The sequence below is a fragment of the Streptomyces sp. 63XJN7_1_ISO-PGPR-S23-121 genome, from assembly GCF_056173025.1.
Genome location: NZ_CM149653.1, coordinates 254,520 through 267,431 on the forward strand (window position 1 = coordinate 254,520; position 12,912 = coordinate 267,431).

The 12,912-nt window shown below is 72.8% G+C and carries 15 protein-coding genes; 9 read left to right on the top strand and 6 right to left on the bottom strand.

Annotated elements, in window-relative coordinates; genetic code table 11:
* The first annotated feature begins 373 nt into the window (after window positions 1-373).
* Window positions 374-712: a transcriptional regulator WblA gene (gene wblA / locus AC0VYN_RS01235; RefSeq protein ID WP_385461502.1), complete on the top strand. Its 339-nt coding sequence runs from the start codon at window positions 374-376 to the stop codon at window positions 710-712.
* Window positions 713-751: 39 nt separating this feature from the next.
* On the opposite strand, the gene bagB is transcribed toward wblA, so the two are convergent.
* Window positions 752-2,122, bottom strand: a complete 1,371-nt coding sequence (gene bagB, locus AC0VYN_RS01240; RefSeq protein ID WP_475534410.1) for an ATPase BagB — start codon at window positions 2,120-2,122, stop codon at window positions 752-754.
* Window positions 2,119-3,096 (bottom strand): ATPase BagA, encoded by a 978-nt coding sequence (gene bagA / locus AC0VYN_RS01245; protein ID WP_475534411.1) that lies wholly within the window; start codon window positions 3,094-3,096, stop codon window positions 2,119-2,121. The genes bagB and bagA overlap by 4 nt, the downstream gene beginning before the upstream one ends.
* A 106-nt stretch (window positions 3,097-3,202) precedes the next feature.
* Here bagA and AC0VYN_RS01250 point away from each other — a divergent pair, with 106 nt between their 5' ends.
* The 5 genes from AC0VYN_RS01250 to AC0VYN_RS01270 all read left to right on the top strand — a co-directional run bounded on the left by AC0VYN_RS01250 (window position 3,203) and on the right by AC0VYN_RS01270 (window position 6,891).
* Window positions 3,203-3,364: a DUF4177 domain-containing protein gene (locus AC0VYN_RS01250; protein ID WP_003975360.1), complete on the top strand. Its 162-nt coding sequence runs from the start codon at window positions 3,203-3,205 to the stop codon at window positions 3,362-3,364.
* Window positions 3,361-3,828 carry a RidA family protein gene (locus tag AC0VYN_RS01255; RefSeq protein ID WP_475534412.1) on the top strand — a complete coding sequence of 156 codons (468 nt, stop codon included), beginning with the start codon at window positions 3,361-3,363 and terminating at the stop codon, window positions 3,826-3,828. The genes AC0VYN_RS01250 and AC0VYN_RS01255 overlap by 4 nt, the downstream gene beginning before the upstream one ends.
* A 212-nt stretch (window positions 3,829-4,040) precedes the next feature.
* Window positions 4,041-5,051, top strand: a complete 1,011-nt coding sequence (locus tag AC0VYN_RS01260; protein ID WP_475534413.1) for an alpha/beta fold hydrolase — start codon at window positions 4,041-4,043, stop codon at window positions 5,049-5,051.
* Between the two features lie 59 nt (window positions 5,052-5,110).
* Window positions 5,111-6,052, top strand: coding sequence for an NUDIX hydrolase (locus tag AC0VYN_RS01265; RefSeq protein WP_475534414.1), 942 nt, complete (start codon window positions 5,111-5,113; stop codon window positions 6,050-6,052).
* Window positions 6,049-6,891, top strand: a complete 843-nt coding sequence (locus tag AC0VYN_RS01270) for an MBL fold metallo-hydrolase (RefSeq protein ID WP_475534415.1) — start codon at window positions 6,049-6,051, stop codon at window positions 6,889-6,891. Before AC0VYN_RS01265 ends, AC0VYN_RS01270 begins: the two co-directional genes overlap by 4 nt.
* Window positions 6,892-6,897: 6 nt before the next feature.
* Here AC0VYN_RS01270 and AC0VYN_RS01275 read toward each other — a convergent pair whose 3' ends face one another.
* A complete protein-coding gene (locus tag AC0VYN_RS01275) occupies window positions 6,898-7,572 on the bottom strand; it encodes a Crp/Fnr family transcriptional regulator (protein ID WP_019329813.1) in 675 nt (224 codons plus the stop codon).
* A 369-nt stretch (window positions 7,573-7,941) separates the two neighbouring features.
* Here AC0VYN_RS01275 and nth point away from each other — a divergent pair, with 369 nt between their 5' ends.
* Genes nth through AC0VYN_RS01290 form a run of 3 tightly spaced genes read left to right on the top strand, consistent with a single transcriptional unit; the run spans window position 7,942 to window position 11,026 of the window.
* On the top strand, window positions 7,942-9,024 hold the full coding sequence (gene nth / locus AC0VYN_RS01280; RefSeq protein ID WP_475534416.1) for an endonuclease III: 1,083 nt from the start codon (window positions 7,942-7,944) through the stop codon (window positions 9,022-9,024).
* A gap of 52 nt (window positions 9,025-9,076) precedes the next feature.
* Window positions 9,077-9,778 carry an NUDIX hydrolase gene (locus tag AC0VYN_RS01285; protein ID WP_475534417.1) on the top strand — a complete coding sequence of 234 codons (702 nt, stop codon included), beginning with the start codon at window positions 9,077-9,079 and terminating at the stop codon, window positions 9,776-9,778.
* Between the two features lie 48 nt (window positions 9,779-9,826).
* Window positions 9,827-11,026 carry a MarP family serine protease gene (locus tag AC0VYN_RS01290; RefSeq protein WP_475534418.1) on the top strand — a complete coding sequence of 400 codons (1,200 nt, stop codon included), beginning with the start codon at window positions 9,827-9,829 and terminating at the stop codon, window positions 11,024-11,026.
* Window positions 11,027-11,091: 65 nt separating this feature from the next.
* Here AC0VYN_RS01290 and AC0VYN_RS01295 read toward each other — a convergent pair whose 3' ends face one another.
* From AC0VYN_RS01295 to AC0VYN_RS01305, 3 genes are all read right to left on the bottom strand, one after another.
* The gene (locus AC0VYN_RS01295) at window positions 11,092-11,277 is read right to left on the bottom strand and encodes a hypothetical protein (protein WP_475534419.1); all 186 of its coding nucleotides are present in this window, start codon (window positions 11,275-11,277) and stop codon (window positions 11,092-11,094) included.
* A 127-nt stretch (window positions 11,278-11,404) separates the two neighbouring features.
* Window positions 11,405-12,355 (bottom strand): alpha/beta fold hydrolase, encoded by a 951-nt coding sequence (locus AC0VYN_RS01300; protein WP_385461533.1) that lies wholly within the window; start codon window positions 12,353-12,355, stop codon window positions 11,405-11,407.
* The gene (locus AC0VYN_RS01305; protein ID WP_475534420.1) at window positions 12,352-12,840 is read right to left on the bottom strand and encodes a phage holin family protein; all 489 of its coding nucleotides are present in this window, start codon (window positions 12,838-12,840) and stop codon (window positions 12,352-12,354) included. The genes AC0VYN_RS01300 and AC0VYN_RS01305 overlap by 4 nt, the downstream gene beginning before the upstream one ends.
* Window positions 12,841-12,912: the final 72 nt, after the last annotated feature.

Here is a 12,912-nt window from a genome sequence, read left to right on the forward strand (position 1 = left end):
TCAATACGTCCGGCGACCCCGAATCGTTCCGGACCCGCTCGGCTTTCTTCCGAGAGGCCCCACTGGGGGGCGCGTTGGTGCGGGAGAGCGCGTGCCACGGTGCGGGGGGTGCGTGCCCGGATCCACCTCGTGTGTCACGCGGTGTCCGTTGTGGCACACCGGAGATGACCCGAATGCCAGGGTTGTCACGCATGTCACCGGCTCACTCCCCCGGGTGATCTGCCGCTTACGCATAGTCCGTTCGGGCCATTCAAGATTGGGCCCGACGGGGGTGTTGCGCTGTCCCGACCTTCCGTAACGTCCTCAACTGGCGGCGGTGAATATGCCGCTGCCGCCGTGGGGGAGCCTCGATTCGGGAGAGGACGGCGCCGGTATGGGCTGGGTAACCGACTGGAGTGCGCAGGCCGCCTGCCGCACTACCGATCCGGACGAACTGTTCGTTCAGGGAGCAGCGCAGAACAGGGCCAAGGCGGTGTGCACCGGGTGTCCGGTGCGGACCGAGTGCCTGGCCGACGCGCTCGACAACCGCGTCGAGTTCGGCGTGTGGGGAGGCATGACGGAGCGGGAGCGCCGCGCACTGCTGCGCCGGCGGCCCACCGTGACCTCCTGGCGCCGCCTGCTGGAGACGGCGCGGACGGAGTACGAGCGAGGGGCCGGCATCGTGCCCCTCGACGACGACGAGGTCTACGAGAACTTCGCGGCCGTGGGCTGAGGCGGCAGGGGGCGCCCCTCGGCGGACGCCCCGGTCGGATCAGACACCGGGCTCGGGCAGCTCGGGCCGGCCCGTCGCGAGACGGTCCCCGATGTCCCGCAGCCCCGCCAGGTCGTGCACGTCGCCGGGCAGTGCGGCCACTTCGGTGACCGCCACCTCGGGGTGTCGCGCGGTGAAGCGGTCACGCGTGCGCTGCTCGCGGGAGAGCAGATGCATGCGCTCCGCGTGGAGCCTCAGCAGGCCCGCGGTGAGCTGGTCGGCGGATCGCTCCGGCGTGTCCGAAGCGTCCTCGGCGGCGGCTCCGGCGTGGGCCTCGGTCGGGCCTCCGGCGTGGGAGGAGGCGGCGGCCTCCGTGTCGGGAGCATCTGAACTGCCGTACGTGTCGGGAGAGTTACGAACTCCAGCTTTCCCGTCGTCCTGATCCACAATGCCGGGATCCTCAAGATTTTCCGCGGCGGCGAGCGCCCGCTCGGCCGACAGCCCGTCGGCGCCGCTGCCGTGGACGCGGTTGAGCACCAGACCGGCGAGCGGCATGTCCTCGGCCGCCAGCCGCTCCACGAAGTACGCGGCCTCGCGCAGCGCGTCCCGCTCCGGGGCCGCGACCACAAGGAACGCGGTCCCCGGCGCCTGGAGCAGCTTGTACGTGGCGTCCGCGCGGGTACGGAACCCGCCGAACATGGAGTCCATCGCGGCCACGAACGTCTGGACGTCCTTCAGGAACTGCCCGCCGAGCACCTTCCCGAGGACACCGGTCATCATCGACATGCCGACGTTCAGGAACTTCATGCCGGCCCGGCCGCCGACCTTCGCGGGGGCCAGCAGGACGCGGATCAGCCGGCCGTCCAGGAAGGACCCGAGACGCTTCGGCGCGTCCAGGAAGTCCAGCGCCGAGCGGGACGGCGGCGTGTCGACGACGATGAGGTCCCACTCGTCCCGCGCCCGCAGCTGCCCCAGCTTCTCCATCGCCATGTACTCCTGCGTGCCGGCGAAGCCCGCGGAGAGCGACTGGTAGAAGGGGTTGCCCAGGATCGCCGCCGCCCGGTCGGGATCCGCGTGCGCCTCGACGATCTCGTCGAAGGTGCGCTTCATGTCGAGCATCATGGCGTGCAGCTCACCGCCCGCCGAGTCGTCGACGCCCTTCACCCGGCGCGGGGTGTTGTCGAGCGAGTCGATGCCCATGGACTGGGCGAGCCGCTTGGCCGGGTCGATGGTCAGGACGACCACCTTGCGGCCCCGCTCGGCCGCGCGCAGGCCCAGGGCCGCCGCGGTGGTCGTCTTGCCGACCCCGCCCGAGCCGCAGCACACCACGATGCGTGTCCTCGGGTCCTCCAGCAGCGGATCGACGTCCAGCACACGCGCGGCGGCGAGACGGCGCCCGCTCTCCCCCCGCCGGTCCGGGTCCGGGCTCATGCGATCCCCTGCTTCCGCAGATCGGTGGCCAGCTCGTACAGGCCCGCCAGGTCCATTCCCTCGGCGAGCAGTGGCAGTTCGTGCAGCGGCAGGTCCAGTGCGCCCAGGACCGCCCGCTGCTCCTGCTCCAGCGCGTACCGCTCCGCGTACTCGTCGGCCTGCTCCAGCAGCGGGTCCACCAGCCGTTCGGCGTGCCCGCCCCGCCGCGCCCCGCCGAGCCCGGCCCCGGACAGGGACCGCGCGATCGCCGTGCGCGGGGTGCTCCGTACGAGGTCCAGGTCGGTGGCGTCCAGCAGCGAGGGCCGGACCATGTTGACGACGACGCGTCCCACCGGCAGCCGGGCCGCCCGCAGCTCGGCGATGCCGTCCGCGGTCTCCTGGACCGGCATCTCCTCCAGCAGGGTCACCAGGTGCACGGCGGTCTCCCGCGATTTCAGCACCCGCATCACGGCCTGCGCCTGATTGTGTATCGGGCCGACCTTGGCGAGCCCGGCGACCTCGTCGTTCACGTTCAGGAAGCGCGTGATGCGCCCGGTGGGCGGCGCGTCCATGACGACGTAGTCGTACGTGAACCGTCCGCTCCTGTCCTTGCGCCGCACCGCCTCGCAGGCCTTGCCGGTCAGCAGGACGTCCCTGACCCCCGGTGCGATGGTGGTCGCGAAGTCGATCGCGCCGAGCTTCTTCAGGGCCCGTCCGGCGCTGCCCAGTTTGTAGAACATCTGGAGGTAGTCCAGAAGGGCCAGTTCGGGGTCGATGGCGAGGGCGTACACCTCCCCGCCCCCGGGAGCGACGGCGATCTTCCGCTCCTCATAAGGCAGCGCCTCCGTTTCGAAGAGCTGCGCGATGCCCTGGCGACCCTCGACCTCGACGAGAAGCGCGCGCTTCCCCTCGGTGGCCAGGGCCAGCGCTAGGGCCGCGGCCACCGTGGTCTTGCCGGTTCCGCCCTTGCCACTGACGACCTGGAGCCTGCTCACGTATTCGAGCGTAACCAGTCCGCCCCCGGAGTACGCCGGTGGCCGTGGAGAACGTGGCATCGGTCGGCCGTCTGCCGGGTCCCGGGCAACGGCTAGAGTCGGCCACATGACCAAGTGGGAATACGCAACCGTGCCGCTGCTCGTCCACGCCACGAAGCAGATCCTGGACACCTGGGGCGAGGACGGCTGGGAGCTCGTCCAGGTCGTGCCCGGGCCGAACAACCCCGAGCAGCTCGTGGCCTACCTGAAGCGGGAGAAGCAGGCGTGAGCGCCGTCGAGGAGAAGCTGGCCGAGCTCGGCCTGACGCTGCCCGAGGTCGTCCCGCCGCTGGCCGCCTACCAGCCGGCCGTGCAGTCCGGCCCGTACGTCCACACCTCCGGCCAGCTGCCGATGGTGGACGGCAGGCTGCCCATGAGCGGCAAGGTGGGCGGCGAGGTGACGCCCGAGGAGGCCAAGGACCTGGCCCGCACGTGCGCGCTGAACGCCCTCGCCGCCGTGAAGTCCGTCGCCGGTGACCTCGACCGCGTCGCGCGCGTGGTCAAGGTCACCGGCTTCGTCGCCTCCGCGCCGGACTTCACCGGCCAGCCGGCCGTCCTCAACGGCGCCAGCGAGCTCCTCGGCGCGGTCCTCGGCGACAAGGGCGTGCACGCCCGCAGCGCCGTCGGCGTCGCGGTGCTGCCGCTGGACGCGCCGGTGGAGGTCGAGATCCAGGTGGAGCTCACCCAGGCGTGACCCGCCGGGCGGACGCACGGACGGCGCCGAGTACGCGGGACGGCGGGAAGGGGCCCGGGGCCGCAGGGCCTGGGGCCCGGCGCCGCCGGTACGGGCGGCCGGCCGGGTGACCCGGGCCGTTTTGCCGGACCGGCAACAAGCCTGGCCCCTGCCCGAGCCGCCCTCGCAGGATGGTCGCCGGCGCCGTACCGACCGAACCGCCCGGAGGAGCCATGCCGCAGTCGTCCGTCCCCGTCCAGCCCCCCGTCCACCGGGTCGTGCCCTCACCGGCGGGCCGGACGCACCTCGTGGAGCAGGGCAGCGGGCCCCTGGTCCTGCTCGTCCACGGTTTCCCCGAGTCCTGGTACTCCTGGCGCCGCCAGCTCCCCGCACTGGCCGCCGCGGGCTTCCGCGCCGCCGCGATCGACGTACGCGGCTACGGCCGGTCCTCCCGGCCCGGTGCGGTGGACGCGTACCGGATGCTCGACCTGGTGGCGGACAACGTCGCCGTGGTGGAGGCGCTGGGCGAGCGCTCCGCGGTGATCGTCGGCCACGACTGGGGCGCGACGATCGCCGCGCACTCCGCGCTGCTGCGGCCCGACGTGTTCCGCGCGGTCGGCCTGCTGAGCGTGCCGTACACCCCGCCGGGCGGGCCGAGGCCCAGCGAGGCGTTCGCCGCCATGAGCGACGCCTCCGGGCCCTTCGCCGGGCAGGAGTTCTACGTCTCCTACTTCCAGGAGCCCGGCCGCGCCGAGGCGGAGATCGAGCCCGACGTACGCGGCTGGCTCGCCGGCTTCTACGCCGCCCTGTCCGCCGAGACGATGCCGGGGCCGGAGGCGCCCGACCCGCACCTCGTCGCCCCCGGCGGCAGGCTGCGCGACCGCTTCCCGGCCGGCGGGCGGCTGCCGGCCTGGCTCACCGAGGAGGACCTGGACGTCTACGCGGGGGAGTTCGAGCGCACCGGCCTGACCGGCGCCCTCAACCGCTACCGCGCCATGGACCTCGACTGGGCGGACCTGGCCGGCCACGCGGGCGCCCCGGTCACCCAGCCGTCCCTGTTCCTCGGCGGCGCCCTGGACGCCTCCACCACCTGGCTGTCCGACGCGATCGCCGCCTACCCGGCCACCCTGCCCGGCCTGACCGCCTCGCATCTCCTCGACGGCTGCGGCCACTGGCTCCAGCAGGAACGCCCCGAGGAGACGAACCGGCTGCTCACCGACTGGCTGGCCGGCCTGCCCGGCTGACGCCCGCCCGGTCCCGCGGGCCACTCGAACATCCGCCCGTCACCGGATAGCCTCCGGCCATGGCGAATGGGCAGGCGAATGGTCAGTGGTACCCCCCGGAGTGGCCGGGCCGCATCCGCGCGCTGGCGGACGGCACGCTCACCCCGGTCACGCCGAGACGCGCGGCCACCGTCATGCTCCTCAGGGACACCGGCGACGGCACCGCCGTCCACATGCTGCGCCGGCGCACCTCCATGGCCTTCGCCGGTGGGGCGTACGCCTACCCGGGCGGCGGGGTCGACCCCCGCGACGACGACCGCGCCATCGGCTGGGCGGGCCCCACGCGCGCGTGGTGGGCGGACCGGCTCGGCGTGGACGAGGCGGGCGCCCAGGCCATCGTCTGCGCGGCCGTACGGGAGACCTACGAGGAGGCCGGCGTCCTGCTCGCCGGACCCACCCCCGGCTCGGTGGTCGGCGACACGACGGGCGAGGACTGGGAGAGCGACCGCGCGGCCCTGGTCGCCCGGGACCTGTCGTTCGCGGAGTTCCTGGACCGCAGGGGCCTCGTCCTGCGCTCCGACCTGCTGGGCGCCTGGGCCCGCTGGATCACCCCGGAGTTCGAGGCCCGCCGCTACGACACCTGGTTCTTCGTGGCCGCCCTGCCCGAGGGCCAGCGCACCCGCAACGCCTCCACGGAGGCCGACCGGACGGTGTGGATCACCCCGGCCGACGCGGCGGCGGGCTACGACAAGGGCGAGCTGCTGATGATGCCGCCGACGATCGCGACCCTGCGCGCGCTGGCGGAGCACGGCACGGCGGCCGAGGCGCTCGCGTCGGCGCCGGGCCGGGACATGACGCCCGTGCTGGCCCGGGCGCGGCTGGTCGAGGGCGAGATCGAGCTCTCCTGGCCGGGGCACGACGAGTTCACCAAGCACGTGCCGGCCACGACGCCGGCCACGCCCGCCGGCCCGGCGCCTTCCGGTACGAAGCCTTCCGGCCCGAACGGGGGAGCCCCCGCATGACGGACGCAGCAGCACTGCCCGGCCGGCCGCGCGGCGGGGTCCTCTCGGGGCCCGCCACCGCTCGCGCGGTGAACGTCCTCGCGCCGAACGCCTCCGCGATGACGCTGGACGGCACGAACACCTGGATCCTCGCCGAGCCCGACTCCGACCTGGCCGTCGTGGTCGACCCGGGTCCGCTGGACGACCGCCACCTGCGGAACGTCGTCGACACCGCCGAGCGGGCGGGCAAGCGCGTCGCGCTGACGCTGCTGACGCACGGTCACCCGGACCACGCGGAGGGCGCCGCGCGCTTCGCCGCGCTGACCCGCACGGAAGTGCGGGCCCTGGACCCGGCGTTGCGCCTGGGCGACGAGGGACTGGCGGCGGGCGAGGTCATCACGGTCGGCGGCCTGGAGCTGCGGGTCGTGCCGACCCCGGGACACACGGCCGACTCCCTGAGCTTCCATCTCCCGGCCGACCGGGCGGTCCTGACGGGCGACACCGTCCTGGGCCGCGGTACGACGATGGTGGCCCACCCCGACGGCCGGCTCGGCGACTACCTGGACTCCCTGCGCAGGCTCAGGTCGCTCACGGCCGACGACGGCGTGCACACGGTGCTGCCCGGCCACGGGCCGGTCCTGGAGGACGCCCAGGGCGCCGTCGAGTTCTACCTCGCCCACCGGGCCCACCGCCTCGCCCAGGTCGAGACGGCCGTGGAGGACGGCTACCGGACACCGGGCGAGGTCGTCGCGCAGGTGTACGCGGACGTCGACCGCTCACTGTGGCCGGCGGCGGAACTGTCGGTGCGGGCGCAGCTGGAGTACCTGGGCGAGCACGGGCTCATCCAGCGGCCCGACTGAGGTACGTCAGCGGGAGCGCTTGGCCAGCCGCTCCACGTCCAGCAGGATCACCGCACGGGCCTCCAGCCGGAGCCAGCCGCGCTGGGCGAAGTCGGCGAGGGCCTTGTTGACCGTCTCGCGGGACGCGCCGACCAGCTGGGCCAGCTCCTCCTGCGTCAGGTCGTGCACGACGTGGATGCCCTCCTCGGACTGCACGCCGAAGCGGCGGGAGAGGTCCAGCAGGGCGCGGGCGACGCGGCCGGGGACGTCCGAGAAGACCAGGTCCGACATGGCGTCGTTGGTCTTGCGCAGGCGGCGTGCGACGGCGCGCAGCAGCGCCGTGGCCACCTCCGGGCGCACGTTCAGCCAGGGCTGGAGGTCGCCGTGACCGAGGGCCAGCAGCTTGACCTCGGTGAGCGCGGTGGCGGTCGCCGTGCGCGGGCCCGGGTCGAAGAGCGACAGCTCGCCGATCAGCTCGCTCGGCCCGACCACGGCCAGCATGTTCTCGCGGCCGTCGGGGGACGTGCGGTGGAGCTTGACCTTGCCCTCCGTGACCACGTACAGGCGGTCTCCGGGGTCGCCTTCGTGGAACAGCGAGTCGCCGCGGGCGAGGGTCACCTCACTCATGGAGGCGCGGAGCTCCGCGGATTGCTCGTCGTCGAGCGCCGCGAAGAGCGGGTTGCGCCGCAGAACGTCGTCCACGAGTTCTCTCCTTGTCGACCGGCTCAGAGGATCTTGTTCCCCCGGTGTACCAGGGGTCCGTGGTGCCCATTTTGCCGGACAGTCCAAACAGTGTGATCTGTCACAAGGATGCCGCACACATGTCCTGGGGTACGCGGCAGGGGTCCAATTGGACGCCGATCTTCGGGGTCCGGGGCGGATGTCCGTGCCGGGTCGTAGGCTGGCCGGGTGTCCAAATCGCCGGTGAGAGCACAGGCCTAGGGGGCTGCGCGGGTGGTTGTACGTCGCGATTCCGCTGTGGGCGAACAGGCTCCCGATGGCGGTAGGAAAACGGCGAAAACGGCAAAGAAGGCGGCGCCTGCCAAGCGAGTGACCGCGGAGAAGGGTGCCTTGAAGAAGAACGCCGAGACCGACCCGGCCACGCCCGGGAAGACGCCGGGGCCGACCGGGAAGAAGGCTCCCGCGAAGAAGGCCGCGTCGGCCGGGAAGTCGGCTCCAGCGAAGAAGACCGCTTCCGCGAAGAAGCCCGCGTCCGCGAAGAAGTCTGCGTCCGTGAAGGGGACGGCCGCCGCGGCCAAGAAGGCGGCGCCGCTTAAGAGGCAGGCGCCGGCCAGGAAGCCCGCCGTCGTGCCCGCCAAGGCCGCCGCCCCGGTCGAGGGCGTGGCCCCGGCGAAGACCATCGCCCCGCACTCCCCGCGCGACGAGTCGCGCACCGCCCTGGTCCGCCGCGCCCGCCGCATCAACCGCGAGCTCGCCGAGGTGTACCCGTACGCCCACCCCGAGCTGGACTTCGAGAACCCCTTCCAGCTCCTGGTCGCCACGGTGCTCTCCGCCCAGACCACCGACCTGCGCGTCAATCAGACGACGCCCGCCCTCTTCGCGAGGTACCCGACCCCTGAGGACCTGGCCGCCGCCAACCCCGAGGAGGTCGAGGAGATCCTCCGCCCGTGCGGGTTCTTCCGGGCCAAGACCAGGTCGGTCATGGGGCTGTCCAAGGCCCTGACGGAGGACCACGGCGGCGAGGTCCCCGGGCGCCTCGACGACCTCGTCAAGCTGCCCGGCGTCGGCCGCAAGACCGCCTTCGTCGTCCTCGGCAACGCCTTCGGCCGCCCCGGCATCACCGTGGACACGCACTTCCAGCGCCTGGTGCGCCGCTGGCAGTGGACCGCGGAGACCGACCCGGACAAGATCGAGGCCGCCGTCGGCGCGCTGTTCCCCAGGAGCGACTGGACGGACCTGTCCCACCACGTGATCTGGCACGGGCGCCGCATCTGCCACGCCCGCAAGCCCGCCTGCGGCGCCTGCCCCATCGCCCCGCTCTGCCCGGCGTACGGCGAGGGCGAGACGGACCCGGAGAAGGCGCGGAAGCTGCTGAAGTACGAGAAGGGCGGCCTCCCCGGCCAGCGGCTCAAGCCCCCGCAGGCCTACCTGGACGCGGGCGGCACCCCGGCGCCGCCCCTCGGCGCCGGATGACGGAACGATCTCGGGTGCGTCGGGCGTTGGACACGGCAGAACGGGGGTGGCGATGACACGGGCGGGCAACACTGAGGGCGTCGCGCTCAGCGAGGTGGGCCTGCCCGGCTGGCTGGAGCCGGTCGCGCGGGCCGTGCGGACGGTGCGGCCGGGGCAGCTCAGCCGCTTCCTCCCCCCGGCCGACGGCGCCGGGCGGCAGTCCGCCGTACTGATCCTGTTCGGCGAGGGCAGACCCGAGGGCGGCCGCGGTCCGGAGCTGCTGCTCATGGAGCGGGCCAGTTCCCTGCGCTCGCACGCCGGCCAGCCCTCGTTCCCCGGCGGCTCCCTCGACCCGGAGGACGGCGACCCGCAGGGGGAGGGCCCGCTGCGGGCCGCCCTGCGCGAGGCGGAGGAGGAGACCGGGCTCGACCCGGCCGGTGTGCAGCTCTTCGGTGCCCTGCCCAAGCTGTACATCCCGGTCAGCAGCTTCGTCGTCACACCGGTGCTCGGCTGGTGGCGCGAGCCCAGCCCGGTCGGTGTCGTCGATCCGAACGAGACGGCCCGGGTCTTCACCGTCCCCGTGGCGGATCTCACGGACCCGGTCAACCGGGTCACCGCCGTCCACCCCCGCGGCCACCGGGGACCGGCATTCCTGGTCGAATCGACCCTGGTGTGGGGCTTCACCGCCGGGATCATCGACCGGCTGCTGCACTTCGCGGGCTGGGAGCGGCCCTGGGACAGGGACAAGCAGGTCCCGCTGGACTGGCGGTCATGACAGGGTGACCGGTGTGAGCGTAGGACGACGAGGCGAGGGCCTGAATCAGTGAACGTGCTGGACATCCTGCTGCTGCTGGCCGCCGTCTGGTTCGCGATCGTCGGATACCGCCAGGGCTTCGTGGTCGGCATCCTGTCCGTGACCGGCTTCCTCGGCGGCGGTCTCGTCGCCGTCTATCTGCTCCCGGTCGTCTGGGACGCCCTGACGGACAACGCGGAGGTGAGCACGACCGCCGCCGTCGTCGCGGTCGTCGTCGTCATCGTCTGCGCCTCCGTCGGCCAGGCCCTGACCACGCACCTGGGCAACAAGCTGCGCCGGTACATCACTTGGTCCCCGGCCCGCGCCCTGGACGCCACCGGCGGCGCCCTGGTCAACGTTGTCGCCATGCTCCTCGTCGCCTGGCTCATCGGCTCCGCCCTCGCCGGCACCACGCTGCCGACGCTCGGCAAGGAGGTCCGCAGCTCCAAGGTGCTGCTGGGCGTCTCCCGTGCGCTGCCCGCGCAGGCCGACACCTGGTTCGCGGACTTCTCCTCCGTCCTCGCGCAGAACGGCTTCCCGCAGGTCTTCAGCCCGTTCTCCAACGAGCCGATCACCGACGTCCAGCCGCCCGACCCGGCCCTCGTCAACAGCCCCGTCGCGACCCGCGCCAAGCGATCCATCGTCAAGGTGATGGGCACGGCCACCGGTTGCGGCAAGGTCCTGGAGGGCACCGGCTTCGTCTTCGCCGAGCGCCGCGTCATGACCAACGCCCATGTGGTGGGCGGCGTCGACGAGCCCACCGTGCAGATCGGCGGCGAGGGCCGCAAGTACGACGCGACGGTCGTCCTCTACGACTGGCAGCGCGACATCGCCGTACTCGACGTACCGGAACTGCGGGCCCCGGCCCTGCGGTTCACGGACGACGACGCGAACCGGGAGGACGACGCGATCGTCGCGGGCTTCCCGGAGAACGGGGCCTACGACGTGCGCGCCGCACGCGTGCGCGGACGCATTACGGCGAGCGGCCCGGACATCTACCACCGCGACACGGTCCGCCGCGACGTCTACTCGCTCTTCGCGACCGTCCGTCAGGGCAACTCCGGCGGCCCGCTGCTGACGCCCCAGGGCGAGGTCTACGGCGTGGTGTTCGCCAAGTCCCTCGACGACCCGGACACCGGCTACGCGCTCACCACGAAGGAGATCCGCGAGGACATCAGCGAGGGCCGCGCCGCCAACCAGCAGGTGGACAGCGACAGCTGCGCGCTCTGACGGAGTCAGGCTCCCAGGGGAGTCCGGCCGGGAGTCCGGCCGCGCGGAGGCGACCCGCGGGGTGCTCAGCCGCGCGGATGGCGCAGCCGTACGGAGACCCAGCGTGCCCTGCGGCGCAGAATGCGCGGAATTCCCACCACCCGTAGATCCGCCCCCGCCAGTTGCGGGGTGCCTCCGCGTCGGTGGGTGCTCGCGCCGCTCGTGGAGCGGCCGTCGCGTGCTACGTCACTGTAGTCGTGCGTCCAGCCCATACCGGGACGTGTGCCCCCGCCCGAAGGTCGATAACCGCTCCGGAGGGCCCCAATTGGCCTATGCGCCAGGCAAGTGGCCGTTCATCGGACAAGCGCACCGATTCGGATACCGGGCGCGCTCGTTCGGTCACCGATCGGGTTCGGGATCCTTCAGCCAGTTGATCAGTTCGGTGGAGAAAGTGACCGGATCCTCTTCGTGCGGGTAGTGCCCGAGCCCGTCGAACAACCGCCAGCGGTACGGCGCTTCGACGTACTGCCCGGATCCCGCCGCGCTCCGTGTCCGCATCACGGGGTCCAGCGAGCCGTGCAGATGCAGCGTCGGCACGCGCACCGGCCGCTTCATGCGGCGGTAGAACTGGATGCCGTCGGGGCGGGCCAGCGAGCGGACCATCCAGCGGTACGGCTCGACGGAGCAGTGCGCCGTGGACGGGACGCACATGGCCCGGCGGTAGATCTCCACCGCCTCGTCGTCCGGCAGCCGCGGCCCCGACCAGTCCCGGATCAGCCGGCCGACCAGCGCGCCGTCGTCCGCGGTGAGCTGCCGCTCCGGGATCCAAGGGCGCTGGAAGCCCCAGACGTACGAGCCCGCCCGCGTCTGCCGGACGTCCCCGAGCATGGCCGAGCGCCAGCGCCGGGGGTGCGGCATCGACGACACCGCGAGCCGCCGCACGAGCTTGGGCCGCATCGCCGCGGCCGTCCAGGCCAGGTATCCGCCCAGGTCGTGGCCGACCAGCGCGGCGTCCGGCTCGCCGAGCGAGCGGATCACGCCGGTGATGTCCAGGGCGAGGCCCGCGGGGTCGTAGCCGCGCGGCGTGCGGTCGCTGCCGCCGACGCCGCGCAGGTCCATGGCGACCGCGCGGAAACCGGCGTCGGCGAGCGCCGTGAGCTGGTGCCGCCAGGTCCACCAGAACTGCGGGAAGCCGTGCAGCAGCAGCACCAGCGGCCCGTCACCGAGCTCGGCGATGTGGAAGCGCGCGCCGTTGGCGGCGACGTCCCGGTGGGTCACTTCGCGCCCGCCGGGGATGCCGGGTCGTACGACCGAGGTGGGCTGCGCCGATGGAGTGGCGGGGTCCGTCATGAGGACGAGCGTGCCACAGCCTCGATGGCCTCGGGCGACCGGTCGGCGGGCAGCTCCGGGCGCGGGTGCGGCTTGGCGTTCTGCAGGACGCCCGCCGACTGCTTCACCGAGGCGGCGACCTTCTGCGGGCCGCGGCCCTTCTTGGCCTTCTTGGCGAAGGCGACGCCGATCAGCGCGAGGAGCCCGGCGACCAGGACATTCGCCGCGAAGGACAGCAGGAAGCAGACCGCGAGGTTCCAGCCGCTCCAGGTCCGGATGCCGTAGGCCAGGGCGAAGTTCAGCATCGGCAGCGAGAACACCAGGAGCAGTCCCGCCGCCGAGAAGGCGCCGCCGCTGGTCGCGCCGCGCTTCACGTCCTGCCTCAGCTGCGCCTTGGCCAACGCGATCTCGTCGTGCACCAGCGCCGACAATTCGGTGGTCGCCGAGGCGAACAGCTGGCCGATGCTGCGTTCGGTGCCGACCGGGCTGCCGTCGGGTGCGCTCATCGCGGTCTCCCTCTTCTGCTGGCTTGCTGCGTACGGTTCCGTGCGGTCGTCGTCTTCTGTCCGACTGCGAAC